24 protein-coding genes and 1 tRNA gene are annotated in these 25,474 nt (G+C 31.1%); 10 read left to right on the top strand and 15 right to left on the bottom strand.

The window, feature by feature from the left end; genetic code table 11:
- Positions 1–60 precede the first annotated feature (60 nt).
- Together Q0945_RS13020 and Q0945_RS13025 are read left to right on the top strand one after the other, a co-directional pair.
- Positions 61–1,377 carry a hydroxymethylglutaryl-CoA reductase, degradative gene (locus Q0945_RS13020; RefSeq protein ID WP_299435268.1) on the top strand — a complete coding sequence of 439 codons (1,317 nt, stop codon included), beginning with the start codon at positions 61–63 and terminating at the stop codon, positions 1,375–1,377.
- A 4-nt stretch (positions 1,378–1,381) separates the two neighbouring features.
- On the top strand, positions 1,382–2,326 hold the full coding sequence (locus tag Q0945_RS13025) for a GYDIA family GHMP kinase (RefSeq protein WP_299435270.1): 945 nt from the start codon (positions 1,382–1,384) through the stop codon (positions 2,324–2,326).
- Between the two features lie 50 nt (positions 2,327–2,376).
- Here the strand turns inward: Q0945_RS13025 and Q0945_RS13030 are convergent, their stop codons facing one another.
- The 7 genes from Q0945_RS13030 to Q0945_RS13060 form a co-directional block, all read right to left on the bottom strand.
- Entirely contained in the window at positions 2,377–4,494 is a 2,118-nt protein-coding gene (locus Q0945_RS13030; RefSeq protein ID WP_299435272.1) for a peptidylprolyl isomerase, read from the bottom strand.
- Positions 4,495–4,586: 92 nt separating this feature from the next.
- Complete coding sequence (locus Q0945_RS13035) at positions 4,587–5,876, bottom strand: hemolysin family protein (RefSeq protein ID WP_299435274.1); 1,290 nt, start codon at positions 5,874–5,876, stop codon at positions 4,587–4,589.
- Between the two features lie 5 nt (positions 5,877–5,881).
- Positions 5,882–6,082, bottom strand: a complete 201-nt coding sequence (locus Q0945_RS13040) for a hypothetical protein (RefSeq protein WP_299435275.1) — start codon at positions 6,080–6,082, stop codon at positions 5,882–5,884.
- Positions 6,075–6,683 (bottom strand): LPS export ABC transporter periplasmic protein LptC, encoded by a 609-nt coding sequence (lptC, locus tag Q0945_RS13045; protein ID WP_299435277.1) that lies wholly within the window; start codon positions 6,681–6,683, stop codon positions 6,075–6,077. Before lptC ends, Q0945_RS13040 begins: the two co-directional genes overlap by 8 nt.
- Position 6,684: 1 nt before the next feature.
- Positions 6,685–8,058, bottom strand: a complete 1,374-nt coding sequence (locus Q0945_RS13050) for a hypothetical protein (protein WP_299435279.1) — start codon at positions 8,056–8,058, stop codon at positions 6,685–6,687.
- Positions 8,059–8,095: 37 nt separating this feature from the next.
- On the bottom strand, positions 8,096–9,382 hold the full coding sequence (locus Q0945_RS13055; RefSeq protein ID WP_299435281.1) for a hypothetical protein: 1,287 nt from the start codon (positions 9,380–9,382) through the stop codon (positions 8,096–8,098).
- A complete protein-coding gene (locus tag Q0945_RS13060) occupies positions 9,383–10,111 on the bottom strand; it encodes a type III pantothenate kinase (protein WP_299435283.1) in 729 nt (242 codons plus the stop codon).
- Positions 10,112–10,211: 100 nt separating this feature from the next.
- Here Q0945_RS13060 and Q0945_RS13065 point away from each other — a divergent pair.
- The 8 genes from Q0945_RS13065 (at position 10,212) to Q0945_RS13100 (ending at position 14,974) form a co-directional block, all read left to right on the top strand.
- A tRNA-Phe gene (locus Q0945_RS13065) sits at positions 10,212–10,284 on the top strand.
- 48 nt (positions 10,285–10,332) lie between these two features.
- Complete coding sequence (locus tag Q0945_RS13070; protein WP_299435284.1) at positions 10,333–10,614, top strand: GIY-YIG nuclease family protein; 282 nt, start codon at positions 10,333–10,335, stop codon at positions 10,612–10,614.
- A gap of 278 nt (positions 10,615–10,892) precedes the next feature.
- Complete coding sequence (locus Q0945_RS13075) at positions 10,893–11,339, top strand: rhodanese-like domain-containing protein (RefSeq protein WP_366136413.1); 447 nt, start codon at positions 10,893–10,895, stop codon at positions 11,337–11,339.
- Positions 11,340–11,359: 20 nt separating this feature from the next.
- Positions 11,360–12,031 carry a TIGR04282 family arsenosugar biosynthesis glycosyltransferase gene (locus tag Q0945_RS13080; RefSeq protein WP_299435288.1) on the top strand — a complete coding sequence of 224 codons (672 nt, stop codon included), beginning with the start codon at positions 11,360–11,362 and terminating at the stop codon, positions 12,029–12,031.
- Between the two features lie 2 nt (positions 12,032–12,033).
- Complete coding sequence (locus Q0945_RS13085) at positions 12,034–12,849, top strand: purine-nucleoside phosphorylase (protein ID WP_299435339.1); 816 nt, start codon at positions 12,034–12,036, stop codon at positions 12,847–12,849.
- 66 nt (positions 12,850–12,915) lie between these two features.
- On the top strand, positions 12,916–13,632 hold the full coding sequence (locus tag Q0945_RS13090) for a DUF547 domain-containing protein (protein ID WP_299435290.1): 717 nt from the start codon (positions 12,916–12,918) through the stop codon (positions 13,630–13,632).
- Positions 13,622–14,332, top strand: coding sequence for a TIGR04283 family arsenosugar biosynthesis glycosyltransferase (locus Q0945_RS13095; RefSeq protein ID WP_299435292.1), 711 nt, complete (start codon positions 13,622–13,624; stop codon positions 14,330–14,332). Before Q0945_RS13090 ends, Q0945_RS13095 begins: the two co-directional genes overlap by 11 nt.
- Positions 14,333–14,455: 123 nt before the next feature.
- Positions 14,456–14,974 carry a MarR family transcriptional regulator gene (locus Q0945_RS13100; RefSeq protein WP_299435294.1) on the top strand — a complete coding sequence of 173 codons (519 nt, stop codon included), beginning with the start codon at positions 14,456–14,458 and terminating at the stop codon, positions 14,972–14,974.
- Positions 14,975–14,982: 8 nt separating this feature from the next.
- Here the strand turns inward: Q0945_RS13100 and scpA are convergent, their stop codons facing one another.
- The 8 genes from scpA to Q0945_RS13140 all read right to left on the bottom strand — a co-directional run bounded on the left by scpA (position 14,983) and on the right by Q0945_RS13140 (position 25,474).
- The gene (scpA, locus tag Q0945_RS13105; RefSeq protein ID WP_299435296.1) at positions 14,983–17,148 is read right to left on the bottom strand and encodes a methylmalonyl-CoA mutase; all 2,166 of its coding nucleotides are present in this window, start codon (positions 17,146–17,148) and stop codon (positions 14,983–14,985) included.
- A complete protein-coding gene (locus Q0945_RS13110) occupies positions 17,141–18,517 on the bottom strand; it encodes a methylmalonyl-CoA mutase subunit beta (RefSeq protein ID WP_299435298.1) in 1,377 nt (458 codons plus the stop codon). Before Q0945_RS13110 ends, scpA begins: the two co-directional genes overlap by 8 nt.
- A 105-nt stretch (positions 18,518–18,622) precedes the next feature.
- Entirely contained in the window at positions 18,623–20,164 is a 1,542-nt protein-coding gene (locus Q0945_RS13115; protein WP_299435300.1) for an acyl-CoA carboxylase subunit beta, read from the bottom strand.
- A 29-nt stretch (positions 20,165–20,193) separates the two neighbouring features.
- A complete protein-coding gene (locus Q0945_RS13120) occupies positions 20,194–21,666 on the bottom strand; it encodes an acetyl-CoA carboxylase biotin carboxylase subunit (protein WP_299435302.1) in 1,473 nt (490 codons plus the stop codon).
- A gap of 9 nt (positions 21,667–21,675) precedes the next feature.
- On the bottom strand, positions 21,676–22,155 hold the full coding sequence (locus Q0945_RS13125) for an acetyl-CoA carboxylase biotin carboxyl carrier protein subunit (RefSeq protein WP_299435304.1): 480 nt from the start codon (positions 22,153–22,155) through the stop codon (positions 21,676–21,678).
- 154 nt (positions 22,156–22,309) lie between these two features.
- The gene (locus Q0945_RS13130) at positions 22,310–23,359 is read right to left on the bottom strand and encodes an N-acetylmuramoyl-L-alanine amidase (RefSeq protein WP_299435306.1); all 1,050 of its coding nucleotides are present in this window, start codon (positions 23,357–23,359) and stop codon (positions 22,310–22,312) included.
- A 114-nt stretch (positions 23,360–23,473) separates the two neighbouring features.
- Complete coding sequence (locus Q0945_RS13135; RefSeq protein ID WP_299435308.1) at positions 23,474–24,742, bottom strand: POTRA domain-containing protein; 1,269 nt, start codon at positions 24,740–24,742, stop codon at positions 23,474–23,476.
- Between the two features lie 3 nt (positions 24,743–24,745).
- Positions 24,746–25,474, bottom strand: a complete 729-nt coding sequence (locus tag Q0945_RS13140) for a hypothetical protein (RefSeq protein WP_299435310.1) — start codon at positions 25,472–25,474, stop codon at positions 24,746–24,748.

A 25,474-nucleotide genomic window follows, 5' to 3' on the forward strand; every position in this document is an offset into this window, starting at 1 on the left:
ATATTTACGTCTATTTTAATAGTTTTTTACATCTAGATGTAAATTGAAATAAACACACCTATGACCAAGCCTATTTCAGGTTTTTCTAAACTTACAAAAGCGGAAAAAATAGATTGGATTGCAAAAGAATACACAAAGCATCCAGAAGCTACAAAAAAAATACTTTCTGATTACTGGAATACAGATGCGCAACTACAAAAATTGCATGATGAGTTTATAGAAAATACTATCTCTAATTTTTATTTACCGCTAGGTATTGCGCCTAACTTTTTAATAAATGGAAAATTACTTTCTATACCAATGGTTATAGAAGAAAGTTCTGTTGTTGCCGCAGCTAGTAAAGCTGCAAAATTTTGGTTAGAACGCGGTGGCTTTAAAACTACTATTATTGGTACTGAGAAAATTGGACAAGTACATTTTATGTTTTCTGGAGACCTATCCAAATTACAAAGTTTTTTTAATACAGTATACTCCAAACTTATTTCCGAAGCTTCTTCTATAACAAAGAATATGGAAAAAAGAGGAGGTGGTATTACTAAAATAGAATTAAGAGATAAAACAGATAGCTTAGAAAATTACTACCAATTACATTGCACTTTTGAAACCATGGATGCCATGGGTGCTAATTTTATTAATAGTTGTTTGGAACAATTTGCCACTACTTTTAAAAAAGAAGCTCAAAACTATGCGTTGTTTAGTAACGAGGAAAAAAATATAGAGGTAGTAATGAGCATCCTCTCTAACTACACTCCAAACTGTTTAGTAAAAGCAGAAGTTAGTTGCCCTATAGAAGATTTAAACTTACATAAAAAGGTAAGCCCTAAAGAGTTTGCTCAAAAAATGATTAGAGCTATTGCTATTGCAAAAGCAGAACCCCATAGAGCTGTTACACACAACAAAGGTATTATGAATGGTGTAGATGCTGTAGTATTAGCAACTGGGAATGATTTTAGAGCTATAGAAGCTGGTGTACATGCCTATGCGTCAAAAAATGGTTCTTATAGTAGTTTAACACATGCTACCATAGAGAATAATATTTTTAAATTTTGGATAGAAATACCACTTGCATTAGGAACTATTGGTGGCTTAACTAATTTACACCCTTTAGTAAAATTAGCTTTTGAAATATTACAAAAACCTTCTGCCAAAGAACTTATGCAAATTGTTGCCGTTGCTGGTTTGGCTCAAAATTTTGGCGCTGTTAGTTCTTTAGTTACTACTGGCATTCAAGAAGGACATATGAAAATGCATCTTCTAAATATTCTTAATCAATTAGGAGCTACAGAAACAGAAAAAAAGGCTGTTATTAATCATTTTAAAAATAATACCGTTTCTCATAGTGCCGTGATAGAAGCCTATGAAAAACTTAAAAAATAAAAAAATGAACTCAACTTTCTACAGCAATGGCAAGTTATTATTAACTGGTGAATATGCTGTTTTAGATGGTGCTTTAAGTTTAGCAATACCAACTAAATATGGGCAACTACTTACTATTAGAAAAAATAATGCCCCAAAAATAGTATGGACTAGTATAGATGAAAAAGGGGACACGTGGTTTAAAGCAACATTTTTTATAAAACCTGATGATTCTACAAATTCCATACTCTTAGAAATTGAAAATAAAAATAATTTAGAAATTGAAGCGCAATCTACTGCTGATATACTAATTAAGATTTTGTCTGAAGCGCAGAAACTTAATCCTTTTCTTTCGGCAACAGCTGGTTACTTTGTAGAAACCAAATTAACATTTCCTAGAAATTGGGGGCTTGGCTCCTCCTCTACTTTAATTAATAATATTGCTAGTTGGGCTAAAGTAGATGCTTACAAATTATTATGGAATTCGTTTTCTGGAAGTGCTTATGATATTGCCTGTGCCCAACATAATTACCCTATAACATATAAGTTAAGTGAGGGAAAACCTGAAGTTAAAAAAACAACTTTCAACCCTCCTTTTATAGACAAACTCTATTTTGTTTATTTAAATAAGAAACAAAACAGCAGAAAGGGTATTGCTAATTATAAATCTATAGCTAAAGATAAAACAAACTTAATTGCAAAACTCTCTGAGCTTACACAGCAAATGCTCATAGCTGAAAGCCTTACTGATTTTAACTCTTTACTTTTAGCGCATGAGAATCTCCTTTCAAACTTTCTACAAACACCCACACAAAAAGAAGCTTTATTTTCTGATTTTGAAGGACATATAAAGAGCCTAGGTGCTTGGGGAGGCGATTTTGTTTTAGCAACCGGCACCCCAAGACAAATGCGTTATTTTAAAAGAAAAGGATATTCAATACTAATACCTTATAAAGAAATGGTACTATAAAAAAGTCTTCCAAATTGGAAGACTTTTTTATCTATATTAAGTATATACTACTAATAAAAAGTAGCTCTATTATCTTTAATCTCTGCTCCTTCTTTTAATGCATTATAAACTTCTGTAGTAACCTTTGTACCATTAGAGTTTTTTAAAGAATTTGCATACGTACTATAGTTGTCTAATTTAATGGCGTCTGTCTTTTTAGTAACCGTAACCATAAATACACCTGTATTACCTTCTATTAATTTAGAAGTTTCATTTTCTGCTAAACCAAAAGCATTACCAACAACTACAGGCTCATTACCTGCACCAGGGATTGTAGGAGATTTTACTGTTAAAGCAGATGCTGTAGCAACAGAAATATTATTATCCTTTGCAAAAGCATCTAAATCCTTACCACTGTTTGCACTAATAATTTGTGCTGCCTTTCTTTGTTTACGTAATATTGGTAACACAGAAGCAGAAGCATCTTCCGGAGACATATGACCCTTTTTATATTTTGCTGTTAATTGTGCTATAACGTAGCCATTATTAACATTAAACCTTTTAATGCTCCCATTATCCGTATCTTCATTAAACGCCCATTGCACTATACTACGTTGCGTTCCTAAGCCAGGTAAATTTTCATCCATAGCTTTTATTTTATTTACAGGACGCACGCTATATTCATTTTCCTTTGCCAAATCTAAAAATGCTTTTGAACCTTCTATAGATTCCATTTCAAATTTAGTAGCATCAGTAAATAACGTATTAATAGTTTCTTCTGATGGTAAAATTTCTCTAGTAATAGTTGCTATTTGATAAATATCTTGTTTGTCATCTATTTTAATAACATGAAAACCAAAATCTGTTTCTACCAATCCAATAGCACCAACTTTATTACCAAAAGCAAAATCATTAAATTTTGGAACCATAGTACCTCTTTGGAAATATCCTAAATCTCCACCATTAGCAGCAGATGGTCCATCTGAATTATCTCTTGCCAATTCTACAAAAACAGTTCCTGTCTTTTTAGCCTCTTTTAAAAGTTCCTTTGCTTTTTCTTCTGCCTCTTCCTTAGTTCTTTTTACTTCTGGGTTAGCTCTTGTTGCTCCTTCATAGGCAATTAATATATGACTAGCTTTAACAGAACCATTTGTCTTTTTAGCAACCATTTTAGATAACTTATATAAGTTACCATCTTTATATGGGCCATATATATTCCCAATATTTAATGTTACTAATGTATCTGCAAATAATGCTGGTAATTGTTTTTTATCTTTATAAATAGTATCAAATTTAGTATCTGAATTTCTATCTAAAAACGCAGCAACATTTTTTGTGTTTCTAAATCCTAAGATAGTATCGTTTCTATCTGTTTGCGAATTATACTCTACCGTGTTATCTAATAATTTTGTAATTTTTTCTTTTACTGCAGTTTCATCTGCAGCTGATGCTTTTTCTTCAAAATATACAAATTGAATATCTCTTGCGTCTTCTTGCTTATACTCTTCTTTATGCGCATTAACATAAGAAGAAATATCACTTTTAGAAACCGAGATAGTACTATCTGCTATAGAGGAGTAAGGAACTCTAGCATATTTTATATCTACTTTATCATTAGCTAACTTATAATCTAACTCTCCTTCTTTTAGAGTTGCTCCTACACCTGCTTTTATAAGGTTGTAATAGGTTTGTTCTTTTGCTAATTGAATAATTGTTTTTTCTGTCTCTAACCAAGCATCATACTGTGCTGGATTATTAGATTTCCAATCTGCAATAGTATTCTTAAATCTATTAGGATCAAAAACTCCATTTTCATTTTGAAATTCTGGATTTTGAGCATAGCCAGTAGTTTTAAGGAAATCAATAATTTGATCCTGCTCAACACCAATACCTAAATCTTCAAATTGTTCTCCTAAAATAGTGTTTTTAACTTCCTGATCCCAAACCTGATTTACAAGTTGTAAAGAGGATGTAGTTGGCCCAACTCTTCTAGATGCAGCTTCTACTTTAGATCTAAAAGCATCTATAGAAACTTCTTCTCCATTTATCTCTGCAACAGCAGAACCTACTTTTCCACCGCCCATATTACTACTAGTAAAAACACCTGAAATTACAAATGCGAATAGTGCTAAACCAATAATAAGGATTAAAACGGTTGTTCTTTTTCTTATATTTTCTAAAATTGCCATTGTTTGGAATAATTAAAATCAGTTCGCGAAATTACCATTTTTAATTGAAATAATAAAACCTAAAAAATACCTTAAAGCACTTATTATTGCTTCTAGTCTTCTTCTATTATTTTAAGAGCTACTAAATCTATTTTTGTATTAGAAACTTCGAGAATTGTAAATTGAAAATTATCTATTATTATTTCTGAATTTTGCTCAGGAATTTCTCCTGTTTTATATACTATAAATCCGCCTAAAGTTTCATATTCATCACTTTCTGGTAATTCTAATTTATAGTTTTCATTTATATAATCTACATCTAACCTAGCAGAAAACAAAAAGTTAGCTTCATCTATTTTTTCTTCTCGCAAATCTGTAGAATCATGCTCATCTTCAATCTCTCCAAAAAGCTCTTCTACAATATCTTCTACAGTAATTATTCCTGAGGTTCCGCCATATTCGTCTAAAACTACTGCTATACTTTTTCTTTTTTTAGTAAGTATTTTAAGAATGTCATGAATTAAAATAGTCTCTGGAACTAACTCTACTGGCAATAAAATACTTTTTAATGTCTTCGGCTTTTTAAACAATTCATAAGAATGTATATATCCTATAATATCATCTATAGTATCTTTATATATTAATATTTTTGAATAGCCTGTTTCTGTAAAAAGTTTTGCCAAATCTTTAGGAGATTCATGTAGTTCTACCGCAGTAATCTCTGTCCTTGGCACCATAACCTCACGAGCCTTAACAGCTGTAAACTCTAACGCATTCTGAAAAATTTGAATTTCAGAATCAACTTCATCATTAGCTTCTACAGTCTCCATTTGCTCAGTAATATAGTCTCCTAGTTCTATTTTACTAAAAGCCAACTGTACTTCGTCCCCATCTGTCTTAAAAAGTGTTTTCAAAATAAAATCGGAAACTTTTAATACAAAATCAGAAATTATTGAAAATAATATGTAAAAAATATAAGCTGGAAAAGCTAGTACTTTTAATAGGGTATTAGAATAGATTTGAAAAAGAACTTTTGGCAAAAACTCTGCCGTAACTAATATAATAAGTGTTGAGATTAGCGTTTGTGTAAACAAGCTAAAATCTGTTAAAAAGACATGAAAAAATCCTGTGGTTGTTCCTTGAATATTTAGAAAAATACTCATTAAAAGTTCTCCCATATACAAGCCATATATAACTAATGCTATATTGTTACCAATTAACATAGTTGCAATGAACTTTGATGGTTTTTTAGTTAACAGTGTAAGTATTCTTGCTAAAAAACCTTCTTGCTTTTTCTCTATTTCTATATGTATTTTATTAGCAGAAATAAATGCAATTTCCATTCCTGAAAAAAAAGCAGAAAACAAGAGAGAAATGATTATTATAATTATGGAAGTTTCCAAAATTGTTATTGGTTATCGCGTTTTCTTTGCTCAAATTTTCTACGGTAGTTTCTTCTAAAAAAGAACATACCAATAGATACTGCCGCAAAGAAAATAAATAAATATGCAGAATTTTTATCTATTCTCCAATCGGTAAACACTCTATATACAGAGAAAAAAAACACTATTAAATATAAATACTCTGTATAACGTAAAATCTTAATCATCTTTTTCTTCTTTAATAAGCATTAACCCATAGGTTTTATGAGCGTTTAAGAAACTTAAATCTTTATTAAAATCCATTCCTTTTCCATCCATTACGGTGCCATCTTCTGGGTTTGTAAATTTAAACTTTTCTTGCGTAAATATCCACTCATTAGATTGATCCCAATATAATTGTGGTGTTTCTAATAATTTACCATCATGACTTTTTATAACCACATTTCCTTGCAAATCTATAACATTAGTTGCACTATAAATTATACCATAATCTGCAGTTATGGTGCTCTTTTTTTTGTTTTCATCAAAAAAATCTACATGCACTCCGTTTGGAAAAGTTCTATGCGGAAATTTTAAATTATCATAATCTTCACTAATAGCACTAGTTAAAATAGCTAAAACTTTTGAATTTTTTTTATCGTCGGAATCTAATTTTTCTTTTGTTTCTGTATAGGTAAGCACGAAATTTTTAGCAACTCCTTGAGGGAATATATTGGGCTTAGCTTCTTCTCCTACTCTTTTATAATTGTCTTTACATGAAAAAAAAAGCATTGCCATGGAAAAAACCATGGCAATGCTTTTTAAATTATCGGTAAAAAACTTTTTCATCTTATAAGTTAGGAACTTTTACGCTACCACCTGCCCAACACTTAAAAGTAACTGTTTGGCCAGCTTTACCAGCTGTAAAAATCATTTCTTTTGTTGGCGCTTTTGCAGAATAACTTGCTGCAGATTGGTTTGCTCTACCACTTAATGATGGATCTACTCTTCCTGCTTTTCTTGCCATTTCTGCTGCTTTCCAATATATAGCACGTTTTTCAAAAGGTGTTGCTCCACAACTGTTTGCACTACTTGCATATAAACTTGCAATTAATAAATACGCTTTACCATTAGATGAATTAGCATTTATTGCTTTTTGCGCATAATTTCTAGCAGTAGATTTACTTCCTCCTTTTTTGTAAATAGTAGCTATTTTGTATAATAAGTTAGATTTTTTGTAAGAATCTGTTTCTAACTCACCAGCTTTATTAAAATCTGATATTGCACCATTCTTATCTCCAGACTTAAGCTTTAACATACCCCCGTACATATAAGCATCTGCTGATGGGTCTAATTTTAATTGCTCATCAAACAACTTTTTAAACATTGGCTCTTCAGTACATTCTTTACTAAACATTCTCCCTACTGCTCTTTTTACCCACTTTACATCACCCTTTTTTGCTTCAAAGTTTTTCTCATATAATGGTATTAAATTTCCACAGTCTGCAAGTGCTCCTAATTTAGAATCTATACTTCCTGCAATTTTACCAAATGATTTTGAGTTTGTTGTTGCAGAACTTAAACGTTTCTTCTCTTTAGAGGTTAATGTACCTGCCTCTTCTTTTGGTAATAACTTAGTAATAATGTTTGTTAATTTAAGATTTTCATCTTCTATTTTCTCAGTAACATCATCATAAACATCAAAAACTTCTTGAAGTTCTTTAGCACCTGAGTTATGCAAATCTACCAAACTAGAGAAATATAGGTATAGTGCTTTAGGATTTTTAAAGTTTGCTTTATCATTAACAAACGCATCTCCTAACATAGAATATATTTCTGCATCATTAGTCATTTTGTTATCATACTTTAATAACACTTTATCTATTGCTACCGATGCAGGTGTTGCTTTCTTTGGAAAATGTTTTACGCTATTATCATACAAACCTATTAAGTCTGTAATTAATGCATCTTTATCTGCTCCAGAAGATTTTTTAATTTTGTCTTTTAAAATTCTTTCTCCGTAGGCAAAATTTGCCCAGTTTAAAGCAGGGCAATTATCATATACCATTTTCCATGGTGTATATGCTGCTTCATAATTTTTAACTTTAGCATGCTCAACATATATAGATAAGTTGGTCATACATTCTTGATTTTGAGCCTGAGCATTGCTTACTCCTATTGCTCCCAAAAACAATATTGCTGTGAAGTAAAGTTTCGTTTTCATATTATATTTTATTTTAAAGTGGTTAATGTACTATTTTTTAATTAATTTTTCTTTTCTTGAACCACAAATCGTTTAAAGAAAGTCCTATATTAATCTTAAAGTAATTTTCTTCTATTAAATTTGCTGTAGAAGTCCCTCTTTTTCCTAATTCAAAACCTAGATTAATATTAGATAAACTTCGTCCTAGAGGTAAACCAAGTCCAAAAGTTATGCCAAAATCTTTAATTTCTTTATTATTCACTATCATTCCAGAATTATCTGCACGCAACCCAGCCCTATAAACAACTCTTTTTAAGTAACTTGTAAATGATGAGTATTCTGGTATATAAAAACCACCAACCGAAAAAGCAGAAGCATCCCCGTAGGTAACATTTGTTGCTCTAAGAAAGTCATTAGAAAAAGAATCTAAAGATTGTATACTATACTCTGCTCCTAAAAACCATTTCTTTTCTTCTCCAAAACCTATTCCTAAAGTAGTTGCTGGAGCAATTTTAAATTCTGTATTTCTTAAGCCTTGCGCATCTAAGTCTACATCTATTAATTCTATATTTACTCCATTATCTGGTGAAAAAGAACCAATTTCTTGGCTGTTACTTGAGGTTAAATTGCCCTGAGTCTTTACTCTTAGAGAAGTATAAAGTGTATGTTTTTTTGTTACCTTAGGTGTATAATTTACTGCTAAATTAAAATCTACACCATTTATTCTAGATTCTCTACGATCAAAAGTTCCAAATTGAATCCCTTCTATAGATTGCACCCTATTACTATTAATAGTACCAAAATTAAAGTTCGCAGTTGCTCCAAAGCTAAGATTCTTCATAAACTCATAGCCTACAGAAAAATAAACTTTATTTAATCCACCATCACCTGAAAATACATTTGATACAGCCCCCTGGCTACTAGTTGTTTCTTGTTCAATATTATACCCTACAGAAGAGCGAGGCATTATTCCAAAACCAATACCTAGGCCTTTTCCTAAACTAAAACCAAGTGCTAAATAATCTAAATTTGTTAAAGCGGTTTCTTCTTGTTCTGCAAAACTCTTAAGTGTTATTCTGTTATGAGAAATACCAGCTGTATACGTAGTTAAACCAACCTTATTGTTACCAGAAAGCCCTAACTTACTATAGGCTGCAGGGTTTTTGAGATTTACGTGTATACTATCTGCATAAACTCCTAAGCCCCCCATCATTTGGTTTTCTACAGTACTTGTAGTTCTTAACTCTCCTATTCCAAAGTAAGAATATGGAGAAACTGACCCTTCTTGAGCGTACATACCAACCGAAGCTATGCACACAATTGCAATTAAAATTTTCTTAATCATCTAGTGTTTGTTGTATTCCAACAAATAGTTTAGTCCCTTTAGCAGGAATTTGGAATCCGCAAATATGGTATTTTTTAATCGTTTTGACAAAAAATGAGTATCTCCTCCTGTTAAAATAACTGTTAAATCTTTAAATCTGCTTTTATATTGACCTATTATTCCTTCTATTTCTATACAAACACCATTAACTACGCCACTATGAATACTTGTTTCTGTAGAATTTCCAATAAAATCTTCGGTATGTTTTTTATCTAACAAAGGTAATTTTGCTGTTAAATTATTTAATGCCGTATACCTCATAGTAATTCCAGGAGAAATAGCTCCTCCCAAATATTCTGCACCACTAGTCACAAAATCGTAAGTTATACAAGTGCCAGCATCTATAATTAACACATTTTTATTAGGATACAAAAGAACTCCCGCCATTGCTAAGGCAATACGATCTACTCCTAATGTTTTTGGGCTTGCATATTTATTAACAAAAGCAGTTTTAGAACTAGATGTTAACTCATGTAACTGTGTTCTTTTAGCTATTTTTTTTAACGATTCATTATGTAACATACCAACAGAAGAAACTATAGTATTACTAATACTGGGATAATCTTTAAATATATTTTCTAAATTTTCTGATAAAGAAATTAACTTTACAGAAACCACATGCAACAAGCTATCTTCCTTGAAAACAGCTAGTTTTACATACGTATTACCTACATCCACAATTAAATTCATGTTACAAAGATTAAGAAATGTAAAAAAACAATCGTCTTTTTTTTCATTTTTGTTTGTATATAATAAATTTGAACATATATTTGCACCCGCTTAACGGCATGGTGCCTTAGCTCAGTTGGTAGAGCAATGGACTGAAAATCCATGTGTCCCTGGTTCGATTCCTGGAGGCACCACAATTAAACCCTGCATACGCAGGGTTTTTTGTTTTTAAGAACTTTATCATGCATTATTTATATATTATTTACTCTGCCACGCTAGATAAATATTACACTGGAGAATCGACTAAACCCTTAGTTAGACTTGAACAACATAACTCACATTACTTTAAAAAAGGGTTTACTAATGCTGCTAATGACTGGAAAATTGTTTTAACAAAAAAATGTAATTCTAAAACTGATGCAATCTATCTTGAAAAATTTATTAAACGAATGAAAAGCTCTAAGTTCATCAAAAAAATTATTCTAAATCCAAAAATTCTAGAAGATATACTTAACAAAAAATAACTATAACCTGGTTCCCCCGAAGCTTCGGGGCTGGAGGCAACACAATAAATCCTTACTCTTTTGAGTAGGGATTTTTTTAGTAATACGTAATTTTTTAAAGTATTTACGACGAATATCACATTAAAACTTTAGATAAAAAACAAGTTTACTACCAAATAATCCTAGTCAAAATTAAGCTAACATTTGTAAAACAGTATATTTGTTATACTCATTAAACCTATAATTATAGTATGCGTAATATATGGTTTTTTTTATTTTTAATTTGTAGTTTTTTTAGATTGCAATCACAATCTAAACTAGATAAAATTCTAAAAAGCTACAACAAAGAGTCTGTACCCTATATTCAAGTTGCTAATTTAATTCCTAATGATAGTATTGTTTTATTAGATAGCCGAGAAGAGGCTGAATTTAATGTAAGTCATATAAAAAATGCTATCTGGATTGGCTATGATACTTTTAATAAAGATAGTATTTCAAAAAAAATAACAAATAAAAACACTCCAATAGTTGTGTATTGCTCTATTGGTGTTCGTTCAGAAAACATTGGAGAAACTTTACTAAAAATGGGGTTCACTAATGTTAAAAATTTATATGGTGGCATTTTTGAATGGAAAAATCAAGACCAACCTGTGTATAATTTAGATCAAGAAAAAACCGAAAAAGTACATGCTTACAACAAACATTGGGGCAAGCTTTTAAAAAAAGGTGAAAAAATTTACAAATAAATACAAAGTCTACATAAATAATGGGTGTATTATCTCCAAATGAAAACAAAACTGATGAAAAAGCAATTCGTTTTGAACTCGCAAATTCTAAGAACTTACTTCTAATTTTTACTAGAAATCCTGAATTAGGAAAATGTAAAACTCGTTTAGCTGCCACTGTTGGCAAAAATGTAGCTTTAGATATTTATAAATTTCTATTACAACATACTGCTAACATTACAAAAAGCATTTATGCCACCAAACAAGTATTTTATTCTGAGGAGATTTGGGAAAAAGATACCTGGGACACATCCACTTATAGTAAAAAAATACAAAAAGGGACGGACTTAGGAGAACGAATGTTTAATGCTTTTAATGACGGATTTAATTCTGGTTTTGAGCATATTATTGTTATTGGTAGTGACATGTATGATTTATCTACTGAAGATATTGAAAATGCATTTATTCATTTAAACACTAACGATTATGTTATTGGCCCTGCAATAGATGGTGGGTATTACCTTTTAGGAATGAAAACTCCCAACTCCAAGTTATTTAAAAACAAAGAATGGGGAACAAATACCGTTTTAAAGAGTACTTTAAATGATTTAAAAAACACAAAAACACATATTTTAGAGGCAAAAAATGATGTAGATGTTTATGAAGACATTAAAGACATTGAAGCCTTTAAACCATTTATTAAAAACGTATGACAATTACAAAAAAACAATTACAAGAGTCTGTAGACTTTCTTGAAAAAAAAGGATTTTTAAACCCCGAAATAGGTATAATTTTAGGAACTGGCTTAGGCAAGCTAGTAAATGAAATAGAGAATCCAATTACAGCACATTATAATCACATTCCATTCTTTCCATTAGCAACTGTAGAATTTCATACTGGGAAATTAATTTATGGTACTATAGAAGGCAAAAAAGTAGTAGTTATGGAAGGACGCTTTCATTTATATGAAGGATATGATTTTATGGACATAACCTATCCAATTCGTGTAATGCACCAATTGGGAATAAAAAACCTTTTTGTATCCAATGCTGCAGGAGCAATAAATTTAAATTACAAGAAGGGAGATATTATGCTTATTGAAGACCATATAAACCTTCAGGGTGGCTCTCCTTTAGCTTTTAAAAATGTAGCAGAATTTGGGGATCGCTTTGTAGATATGTTAGAACCCTATGATCTTGCCATGCGTAAAAAAATAGAAGCCATTGCTATTAAAAACAATATCTCTATACAAAAAGGAGTATACGCATCTGTAGTAGGCCCGCAATTAGAAACCAAAGCAGAATACCGTATGCTAAAAATTATTGGTGCAGATGCGGTAGGAATGAGCACTGTACCAGAGGTAATTGTAGCAAACCATTTAAAATTACCTATTGTAGCAGTATCTGTACTTACAGATGAATGCGACCCTGACAATTTAAAGCCAGTTAATATACAAGAAATAATAGAAGTAGCAGGCAATACAGAACCTAAAATGATTCAGCTATTTAAAGAATTGATAAAACAATTATAACTTAAAAAATTACTATTGTATTGTAAGGTTTCAAAATTTTTAACCACTAAAAAATAAAGCTTTACAATGCAATTATATAGTTACACCTTCTTATTAATCTTTTCTTTGTTTAGTAACCTAGTTAATGGCCAAACTAATAAAATAGACCATAGCAGCTGGGATACCCTTTTAAAAACTCATGTAGATACTAATGGAAATGTAGATTATGAAGGGTTTTTAAAAGATACTATTACTTTATCTAATTATATAAGCGAATTAGGAAGCAACCCTACAAGCAACACAGCTAATAAGAATGAAAAATTAGCATATTATATAAATCTTTATAATGCTGCAACTGTAAAACTTATTTTAGATAACTATCCCATAAAAAGTATTAAGAAAATTTCTAAACCATGGGATAAGAAATGGATAGCCGTTGGCGATAAGACTCTTTCTTTAGGCGACATTGAACACAAGGTTCTTAGAAAAATGCAAGAACCTAGAATTCATTTTGCTATTAACTGTGCTTCTTTCTCTTGCCCAATGTTAAAAAACGAAGCTTTTATTGCTTCAAAAATGGAAGCACAATTAGAACAAGCAACTAAAGATTTTATTAATGACCCAAAAAGGAATATAATATCTATTTCTAAAATAGAAATATCTCAAATTTTTAAATGGTTTAAAAAAGATTTTACTACAAAAGGTACTATTGTAGACTTTATAAAACCATATACTACCATTAATCTTTCTAAAAAAACAAGTGTAAAATACCTAGACTACAATTGGAGTTTAAATGAAAAATAATCCCCCACAAATATCTATTATCATTCCTGTTTTAAATGAAGAAAAAAGTATTCCTAAATTACTTTCTCATTTAAAAACCAATATTTCTAAAAGTAACTATATACAAGAAATAATTATAGTTGATGGTGGCAGCACAGACAACTCTGTTACTATTGCAAAAGAAAGTGGCGCTACTGTTGTTTCGTCTAAAAAAGGAAGAGCCATACAAATGAATGTTGGCGCAAAAAAAGCAAAAGGAAGCATTCTATATTTTTTACATATTGATACTTTTCCTCCAAAAAAATTTGATGCCCTTATAGTAAATGCATTTCTTAAAAAACAGCCTGTAGGCTGTTTTCAGATGAAATTTGATAATAACCACTTATTTCTAAAATTCTTTGCGTGGTTTTCTAAAATAAATCATAAAATATGTAGAGGAGGGGACCAATCTTTATTCATTTCTAAAAAACTTTTTAACTCTCTAAATGGTTTTAATGAAAACTTTATTATTTATGAGGACAATGAATTTATAAGTAGAATCTACAAGGGGAAAAAATTTACAATTTTGCCTCAAAAAGTAACAACCTCCGCTAGAAAATATGAAGAAATAGGCATTTATAAATTGCAATATTACTTTGGCATTATTCATTTAAAAAAACACTTTGGAGCAAGCCCATTGGAACTCCATAATTATTACAAAAAAAAGGTTACTATTCACTAATTCTTACTAGTTGTTTCTCAAAAATCTTTATTAAAACCTAAGGGTAAAATAGTTAACAAACTGTATAATTAAGTATATAAATTATATATTTACATGCTATTTTTTACATAAACTAAACACACCATGATTAATAAAAGCGTTGAAGAATCTATTGTATTAAGTATTTTTGATTTAGCTAATCAACTTAAAAAGATTGGTGATGGTGTATATCTAAAAGTTGGTCTTACCACGCAACAATGGCTTATATTATTGCACCTTTCAGGGAATCCGAATCTTCCTTTTTTCAAAAGAGAAAAACACGTTAAAGACCTTATGGCTAGCGAACTAGCAGAGTCCTTAAACGTTTCTAGAGCAAATATAACTAACCTTATCAATGTACTTTTAGACAAGAAATTGATAAAACAGTTTGAAGATAACGAAGACCGTAGAAAAAAACGTCTTAGATTAACTAAAAAAGGAATTGCTTTAATAGATAAAACACAACCGTCTAGACTAGGTGTTATTCATTTCCTTACCGAAGGATTTTCTTCTGATGAAAAAGACTCTTTTCTTAGGTTTTTAGAACAATGCACTACTAAATTAGTTAATGAAGACGAAAAGATTAAATCTTTTCGCAAACTTATTAATACAGAAAAAGCCTAAAAGTAGGCTTAATCGTTGTCTAATAAAATCTCTAATATTTGTATTGCGGCAGCACTTATTTTTGTTCCTGGTCCAAATACAGCTACGGCTCCAGCTTCTAATAAAAAAGGATAATCTTGTTTTGGTATAACCCCCCCAACAATTACCATTATATCTTCTCTACCATATTTTTTTAGTTCCTCAATTACAGTAGGCACTAAAGTTATATGCCCCGCTGCTAGTGATGAAACTCCTAATATGTGTACATCATTCTCTACGGCCTGTCTGGCAACTTCTTCTGGAGTCTGAAAAAGAGGCCCTATATCTACATCAAAACCAATATCTGCGTAACCAGTTGCAATTACTTTTGCTCCACGATCGTGACCATCTTGCCCCATTTTGGCAATCATAATCCTTGGTCTACGGCCGTCTTGTTTTGCAAAAGTATCGGTCATTTTTTTGGCCTTCTCAAAACCATCATCATTTTTAATCTCTTTAGAATACACTCCAGATATTGCTTTTATTATTGCTTTATGACGCCCAAAAATTTTCTCTAAAGCGTTACTTATTTCTCCTAATGTAGCTCTTTCTCTTGCTGCATTTACAGCTAAAGCTAATAAATTAAACTCATTTTTATCTGTAATCTTAGAAGGGGAATTCATTTTATAATCTGCTGCTTGGGTAAGTTTCTCTAAAGCTTCTTTTACTTTTACTGCATTTCTCTTTGCTTTTATATTTTTTAAACGCTCTAATTGCTTACGGCGTACCTCAGCATTATCTACCTTTAAAATTTGAAGCTCATCTTCTTCTTCTAAAATATACTTATTTACTCCAACAATAACATCTTGCCCACTATCTATACGAGCCTGTTTTCTTGCTGCAGCTTCTTCTATCCTCATTTTAGGAATACCAGCTTCAATGGCTTTTGTCATTCCTCCAAGGCCCTCTACTTCTTCTAACAATTCCCACGCTTTTGCAACAAGGTCATTGGTTAAACTTTCTACATAATAACTACCTGCCCATGGATCTACAGTCTTCGTAATTTTAGTTTCTTCTTGTAAAAATATTTGTGTTTCTCTTGCTATTCTTGCCGAGAAGTCTGTAGGTAAAGCTATAGCCTCATCTAAAGCATTGGTATGCAAACTTTGTGTTCCTCCAAAAACGGCGGCGGCAGCCTCTATAGTTGTTCTTGCTACATTATTAAATGGGTCTTGCTCTGTAAGACTCCATCCGCTAGTTTGGCAATGGGTACGTAATGCTAATGATTTTTTATTTGTTGGATTAAATTGCTTTACCAATTTTGCCCATAGCATACGACCTGCACGCATTTTAGCAATTTCCATAAAATGGTTCATTCCTATTCCCCAGAAAAAAGAAAGTCTTGGTGCAAAATCATCAATTTTCATACCTGCAGCAAGTCCCGTTCTAATATACTCTAAACCATCTGCCAAAGTATAAGCCAACTCTATATCTGCAGTTGCTCCTGCTTCATGCATATGATATCCAGAAATACTAATGCTATTAAATTTAGGCATGTTTTTACTCGTATATTCAAAAATATCGGAAACAATTTGCATGGATGGTTTTGGCGGATAGATATAGGTATTACGAACCATAAACTCCTTTAAAATATCATTCTGTATTGTTCCAGAAAGTAATTTAGTATCTACTCCTTGTTCTTCTGCTGCCACAATATAAAATGCCATAATTGGCAATACGGCACCATTCATGGTCATAGAAACCGACATTTTATCTAACGGTATACTATCAAACAAAATTTTCATATCCTCAACAGAATCTATTGCCACACCTGCCTTACCAACATCGCCAACTACTCTTTCATGATCACTATCATAGCCTCTATGGGTTGGCAAATCAAAGGCAACAGATAATCCTTTTTGACCACCTTTTAAATTTCTTTTATAAAAAGCATTACTTTCTTCTGCAGTAGAAAAACCTGCATATTGTCTTATTGTCCAAGGGCGTTGCACATACATAGTTGCATAAGGCCCCCTAAGAAAAGGAGGTATTCCTGCAATAAAATTTAAATGAGAAACATCTTTAATTGCATCTTCCCCATATTGTTTTTTAATTGCAATACCTTCTGCAGTAGTATGTTTTTCTTCTTCTGGTATTGAAACGGAACTTTTAGAACTTGCTTTTAAGGTTATATATTGAAAATCTTTTCTACTCATCTTTTAAAATTTCTTGTTCTAGTTTTTCTGCTAACCTTCTCTCTATAATAGGCTCTACTTCTGTATTTTTTAAAATATCTGATGCAAATGGTTCAAAATCTAAATTTTGTTTCATCTTATCCGTAAGATTTCTGTACTTATTAGTACCAACTAGAACCTCTTCATTTGTATTAAATTTTTCTTGTTCCTTTAATGCGCTATTGTTTATTATCTTCTGAATTTCTCCTTTTTGCAAGGATTCTAAAAAACCGCCACCTTTTTCTATTTCTTTAAATAATTCTAATGCTTTTTCTGCTAACTGATTTGTAATACTTTCTATATAATAAGAACCATCTGCAGGGTTATTTACTTTATCTAATGAGCTTTCTTCTTTTAATAATAAAAGTTGATTTAAGGCTATTCTCTCTCCAAAATCATTTCTATTATGAAAAATAGCATCATAAGGCATATTAAATACTGTATTTGCCCCTCCTAATACTGCAGACATACTCTCTATTGTAGTTCTAAGCATATTTACATTATAGCTATATAATGTTTTATTACGCTTTGTAGGTTCTGTTATAATATATATTTGTATTGTAGTATTATAAGCTTCTTGCAAAACATTACATAATATACGAAGTGCTCTAAGTTTTGCTATCTCAAAAAAGTAATTGGTACCAATAGCTAATTTAAAAGTTATGGTTTTTATTTTTTCCAATTTTTTTCTTTCCTCAAAATAAGAAAAATACTCATTTACATGGGCTATAGAAATTGCTAACTGCTCTACCATATTTGCTCCTGCATTTTGGTATGATGCTGCATTAACCATTAACACATTTGGTACACCCAAATCTACAATTTCATCTAAAATTTTAAAATCGGTCTTTTTATTTATAAACCAATTTCCAGAGGTACTAAGGTTACTTAGAATAGCAACATTAAAGAATATATTGTTCCTAGATTTACCTACAAAGCTTATTATATCTTTAATATAATTAGAGGATAAAAAAGAAAAATTAAAGTATATGGAAATCTTATCTATATCGATTTCGTAGAGTAATAAACTTATATTTATCTCTTCGGATGTAATATAGAAACACAAATTTTCCGCACCGCCATTTAATGAAGATACTGCTTGTTTATTTGCACTAACAGCATCTAATACCGTAATGAACTGACCAATTTTCCAAGTTTTAGTTTGCAGTGGCGTTAGTGTTTCTGAACCTACTAAATCTTTATGGTAAAAAGGAGCTACTTGTATCCCTTCTGCAGATTCCCAAACCAAAGTTTCTTCAAAGCTGGCTCCTTTTAAATTTCCCTCAATAATAGAAGTCCATTCTTTAGAAGATGTTTCTGAAAATTCTTTAAACATCGTTTTTGTATCCATTCTATTTTTTTTACTCGATAATCAAGATATAAATGTTCCTAGGTTTGTCTCAAATTTTTAATTTTTTTCTTATAAATGCAGTGGGCTTACCCCAAATTTACGTACTTATAAAGGGATGTTTCCATGCTTCTTTTTAGGCAATGCAACACTTTTATTTTCTAACATTGCAAAAGCCTTTATAAGTTTTTTACGGGTGTTCTTAGGTAAAATAACCTCATCTATAAAACCTCTTTCTGCTGCACTATAAGGGTTTGCAAATTTATCTGCATACTCCTTTTCTTTTTCTATAAGTTTTGCTTCCGAATCTTCTGCAGAAGCTATCTCTTTTCTAAAAATAATTTCACTTGCGCCTTTTGCTCCCATCACAGCAATTTCTGCTCCTGGCCATGCATAATTCATATCGGCACCAATATGTTTAGAATTCATTACATCATAAGCTCCACCATAAGCTTTACGAGTAATTACTGTAATTTTTGGTACAGTAGCTTCACTTAAAGCATATAATAATTTTGCGCCGTTAGTAATAATCCCGTTCCATTCTTGATCTGTTCCTGGTAAAAACCCTGGAACATCTACTAATACTAACAAAGGAATATTAAAACAATCGCAAAAACGTGTAAATCTTGCTGCTTTTTTAGATGCTTCTACATCTAAAACACCAGCTAAACTTATAGGCTGATTGGCAACAACACCAATACTTTTTCCTGCAATTCTAGCAAAACCTACTACAATATTTTCTGCGTAATCTTTATGTATTTCAAAAAAAGATTCTTCATCAATAATACCGTTAATTACATGGCGCATATCATAAGGCTGATTTGCATTTTCTGGTACTATTTCTTCTAAAACGTTTCTTATTTCTTCTCCTAATTCATAAGGTAATTGTTCTGGAGTATCCTCACAATTTTGAGGCATATAACTAACCAATTGCTTTATTTGGTTAATACATGCAATATCATTAGCAGCAGTTAAATGGGTAACTCCAGATTTGGTAGCATGTGTACTAGCTCCTCCCAATTCTTCTGATGTTACTTCTTCATTTGTTACTGTTTTTACCACATTTGGTCCAGTAACAAACATATAACTAGAGTTTTCTACCATTAACGTAAAATCCGTCATTGCAGGAGAATAAACAGCGCCACCAGCACAGGGTCCCATAATAGCAGAAATTTGAGGAATTACTCCCGATGCCATTACGTTTTTATGAAAAATATCGGCATACCCTCCTAAAGATCTAACACCTTCTTGAATACGTGCCCCTCCGCTATCATTTAATCCAATTAATGGCACACCTATCTTCATAGCCATATCCATTACTTTGCATATTTTTTCTGCATGCGTTTCGGATAAAGCTCCTCCAAAAACAGTAAAATCTTGCGCAAATACATATACCTGTCTACCATTAATTGTACCATAGCCAGTAACTACACCATCTCCATAAAAAACCTGTTTATCCATACCAAAATCTTTAGTACGGTGCGTTACTAAAGCACCCATTTCTTCAAAAGAACCCTCATCTAATAAAAAATGAATACGCTCATGTGCCGTTAGTTTTCCTTTAGCATGTTGTTTTTTAATACGTTCTTGACCACCACCTAATTTAGATGCCTGTAATTTATCTTGCAATATTATTTGATTGTCTTTCATTGTATGTTTTTTACCTTTCTTTAGAAAAACTAGATTCTATTTTTTTTCCAGTTAGATGCTAGTACTTTACTTGTTTTAATCTTTTTTTGATTTTCTAGATATAACCACAAACCAACTTCGGCAGCTACTTCTCTCTCTTTAGAGAATTCTTTTTCTAAGCTTTCTGGATTATAATATTTTTTTACAAAATGAGTATCAAAATCACCAGATTTAAAAGCTTCATGCTCGCACACAAATTTCCCAAAAGGTAAGGTGGTAGAAACCCCTTCTATCTTATACCCTTCTATTGCTTTAATCATTAACTGTATTGCTTCGTCTCTATTTTTACCGTAAGTAATTAACTTAGATAACATTGGATCATAGTAAATAGGAACTGGCATGCCTTGCTCAAAACCATCATCTACACGAACACCATCTGCTGTTGGTATTATATATGTTTCTAAGGTTCCTATACTTGGCATAAAATTGTCTAATGGATCTTCTGCATAAACTCTAATTTCTAACGCATGACCATTTATACTAAGGTCTTCTTGTTTAAACTCTAACTCTTGATTACGAGCTACTTTAATTTGTTGTTCTACCAAATCTAGTCCTGAAATTAACTCTGTTACAGGATGCTCTACCTGTAACCTAGTATTCATTTCTAAGAAATAAAAATTCTTATCACCATCTAAAAGAAACTCTACAGTACCTGCACCAACATAATCACAGGCTTTTGCCACTTTTATAGCAGCTTCTCCCATTTCTTTTCTAATTTCAGGAGTTAATACTATAGATGGTGCTTCTTCTACCACTTTTTGGTGTCTACGTTGTACACTACATTCTCTTTCAAATAAATGCACAACATTTCCATGATTATCTGCTAATACTTGAATTTCTATATGCCTTGGTGAGGTTACATATTTTTCTATAAAAACGGCTCCGTCTCCAAAAGAAGCAACAGCTTCACTAATGGCTCTTTCCATTTGTTCTGGAAGCTCTTCTAGTGTTTCTACAACACGCATACCCTTACCGCCACCACCAGCAGATGCTTTTATGAGTATAGGAAAACCTATTTGTTTTGCTATTTTCTTAGCTAAATCTATATCTGTAATGGCCTCTTCTATACCTGGAACCATTGGAATATTATAATCCCTTACTGCTTCTTTAGCTGCTAATTTATTACCCATTACTTTTATAGCATGAGGTTTGGGGCCAATAAAGGTTAGTCCGTTATCTTTTACCTTTTGCGCAAAAACAGCATTTTCACTTAAAAACCCATAACCTGGGTGAATTCCTTGTGCTCCAGTAGTCTTTGCTGCATTAATAATTTTCTCCATTACTAAGTAAGACTCTGATGATGGTGCTGCTCCTAAAAGAACTGCTTCATCTGCAAATTTTACATGAGGCGAATTACGGTCTACATCTGAATATACTGCAACGGTTTTAATACCCATTTTTTGGGCAGTTTTCATAATACGCAATGCTATTTCTCCACGGTTAGCTATTACTATTTTTTTCATCTAACTATATTATTCTACCTCAATTATTATTTGACCTTTATCTACAGCATCCTCTTTTTTAACACCTATAGATGTTATAGTACCTTCTCCCTGCGATAAGATTATATTTTCCATCTTCATTGCAGATAGAATTAATAGTGGTGTGCCTTCTTTTATTTTTTGCCCTACTTTTACAAGAATATCTATAATAAGACCTGGCATTGGTGCTTTTACATTGTTTAATTTTTGAGAAGCATTAGAAAACAATCCCATTTCTTTAACCATTTGGTCATAACTATCTTCTATTTTAAGAACATGTGTGTTCCCGTTTAAAGCAATAGTTACTTCCTTTTCTAAAAAATTAGAACTAATTAACTCTACATTATAAGATTTTGTATTTTTTAATACATGAAAATGAGTATCATTAATACTACTTATATCTATTTTTTCTACTGCCTGTTTATCAATTATAATTTCTTCCTTATCAATAGTGATACGATAGTTGGCCATATTTCTTAGGTTTATTTTTTACTTCTATCTTTTTATATAAAATATAACTACAATAAAAATACTTAAAAATTAGTTAACTGAGTTAACTAATTTTATTAGAGACACTAATTCTATATTAAAAAGGTTATTTTACCTTCTTAAAATCTAGTATTTATTATCTTTTTTGGAAATCTAAAATAGCCCCTTCACTTATCCATTTAGCAAGGGCTTGCCTATTATCTGGTTCTAAAATTCTTTTTTGGTCTTTCTTATTTCTAATATTACCAATTTCTATAAAGGTCATTGCTGGCCATGTTTTTCTTACCAAGTAAAGTTCTGTTCTGTGCTCAAAAGTACCTGAGTAGGTTCTATTTGGCTGATACTTCTTATACTTTTTCTGAAAAGTTTTATGAATATTTTCTGCTAAATTTTTACCACTTTTACTTTTTTCATGGTGGTAAAAGAAAACATCTATATTCTGACCTTTACTTCTACTATCTACATGTGTAACAATTAAACGCTGGTATTGTCCTTTGTGCTTTGCGTATAATTCATTTACAATATCTACACGCTGTTTTAATCTAGCAAGTTGGTTTAGCGGAATAACTTTATTTTGGTACGCGACCTCATCATGGTCTATTTTTAAAATACGCTTATCTCTTATTCCATCATTATTATCTCTTATAATAATATAAACAAGTGCTCCATGCGAAATTAATTCTCTTGCCAACCTTAAAGTTATATCATAAGCATATTCATCTTCTGCAATAGGCTTTCCTGCATACGTTGCCATAGCCCCTGGGTCTGGCCCTCCATGACCTGCAACTAAATAAAAAACGGCATTTTTTAATTTGCTACTTTTAATGGGTACTTTTCTATACTTTTTTCCAAAAATACCATATCCTTTTCCTGCATTTGGCGCAACATTAGGTATTGCTTTTTTTGGCTCTTGTACTTTTACCTTTTCTTCTACATTAGGTATTTTATACGTACGCCCTTCATATACATGAATACTATCTCTAATATTATCTATATTAAGTGCTACAAAAGCATCAAAAGTTTCATAAGGGTTAACTCCTTTTTTTCGTAACAAGGCATAAATACCTTCTCCTTTTTCTGCAATAACAGTCTCTAAAGAATCTTTTTGAGCCGTAACATTAAAAGAGAGGAATAGAAAAACAAGTGTTATTACGTTTTTAAAAAAAGAAAGAGAGATAAATTTCATATAAAAAAAGGATTCAAAAATGATGCCTAACTTTTTAAAGTTCTGCATCAAAATTATATAACTTTTTTAAATGTGCTACAGGTTTTAAAAAAAGTAATTAAATTTTTATTCCTATTAAAAATACTGACCAATACCAAAAACTAAACCTCTAGATGCATTTTTAGTAATACCGTAACCATAATCTATCCTAAAAATAGCATTAAATATTTTTTTATGCATAAAACGCAATCCTACTCCTGGGTATATTCTCAAATTTTGGTCATCACCAAAATCTCCAAAATTTCCTCCAGGGTTTCTCCAAGAACCACCGTCTATAAATACATTACTCTGCAGAACAAACCAATCTTTATCTATTAAAGTATGCCTGTATTCTGTATTAATTATAATTGCTGCTGTACCACGATCTATAGTATTACCTACTCCTCTTATATTTATATTATTATCTACTGTAAATGGCGCAAAAGGAGTATTTACATTTGTTGCCAATCCTAAACGAACTCTACTAGCCCAATTTCCTTTTTCTTTAATTCTTTTGTAGAAAGCAAAATCATTAAAGCCTATTAAAAACTCTGGTAAATTTTCGTTTGTACTACCAACGTATTGAAAATTAAGGTTACTCCTAAAACCAGATAAATATTGGTAATGATAATCTATATCTGAGTAATTATAAATAAGCTTAAATAAATGCTTATCTACCTTTAATGCTTGCGGAACTGAGGTGTTTGTTGCTCCAGAAATATAATTATAATCTTCTGTAAACAGACTAAAACCAAGCTCTACTCTGTTTTTAAAGTTTATTTGATATAATCCTAAAAGTTCTGCTCCTTTATTATTATACTTATAATCTGCGGTATCGTTATCAAAAAAAACAGGCTCTTGTGTAGTTAAGTCTTTATAACTAAATGCTAAACCAAATTTAGTACTAAACAAATAAGGTGCTCTAACATTAACCCCATAAGAATTAAAAATATCATATTGATAAAAACCTCCTAGGGTAACACCACGACCAAATAAATTAAACTCTTGCAAACCAACTCTAAAAGCAAAATCATCATTAGAGGAACTAAACAAATTAGCAAACGGAATTAAAGTTATATTCTCTTCTAAATGGTAATTTACCTCACAGGTATTATCTATATTTTTAGTTACTTTGAATGTTGCATTTGCAATAAATGCTAATCTTTTTAAATGTGCAATGTCTGATACTAATTGAGCAGAGTCTAAAACTACACCTTCCTTTATTTTTATTAGGTTCTTTACAAAAGAGGTCTTAGTTCTCTTTGCTCCTGTAATTTCTATTTTAGATATTGTAAATTTCTCTTCTTGAGCACTACCTATTGCTACCGCTAAAATTAATACTAGAACAAGAATACTTTTGTACATTTTTTAAAATTGTGTGGTAAAAGTTTTTTCTGAAAATAAATTTACCCAATTATCTTCACTCACACCCATTAATGTAAAGTTATAATTGGTATTGTTATTTAATTCTGGTGGATTATCTCTGGTTACATTTAAAATTACATTATCTAAATTATAATACACAAACTGCTTTTCATAGGTATAGGTACCAGACAAAAGATTATTTTGAGCGTTTGATATTACTTGAAAATATATTTTAGTATCTAAAAAAATCCCATCTTCCCATATAAAATTAGGCATTTGGGTACTGGCATCTATAGTAACATTATCTACTAAATACTCTGTAGGTTTTGTAAATTGTTTTAACCTAATTGGGTTACACAAGTGCGTTTTATCTTCTTCATCAAACGTTACAATAACCCATTTTTCAGAATCAAAATCTACATCAAACTTCATTAAGTAACCATTAAATACATTAGATAATGATGCATTAACTTTTGTATAATTTCTATAATTATTTTTATCAAAATCTTCTGTGGCTGTTGCGTAACATTGAATATTGGTAGCTCCAGGTCTAGGGTATAAAAATATGCTAACTTTAGATTCATTTTTGCCACTAGCTGCACAGGCAATTACATTATCTACAACAATATTTTTGCCGTCTATGTTGCTTTGTAATGTTTCTTTAGTTTCTTCTAAATCTTCAGAACAACTAACGAACAAAATACAGCATATAAAAAGAATATAATTTTTCAT

The sequence above is a fragment of the uncultured Maribacter sp. genome, assembly GCF_947500405.1.
Taxonomy (GTDB): Bacteria; Bacteroidota; Bacteroidia; order Flavobacteriales; family Flavobacteriaceae; genus Maribacter_B.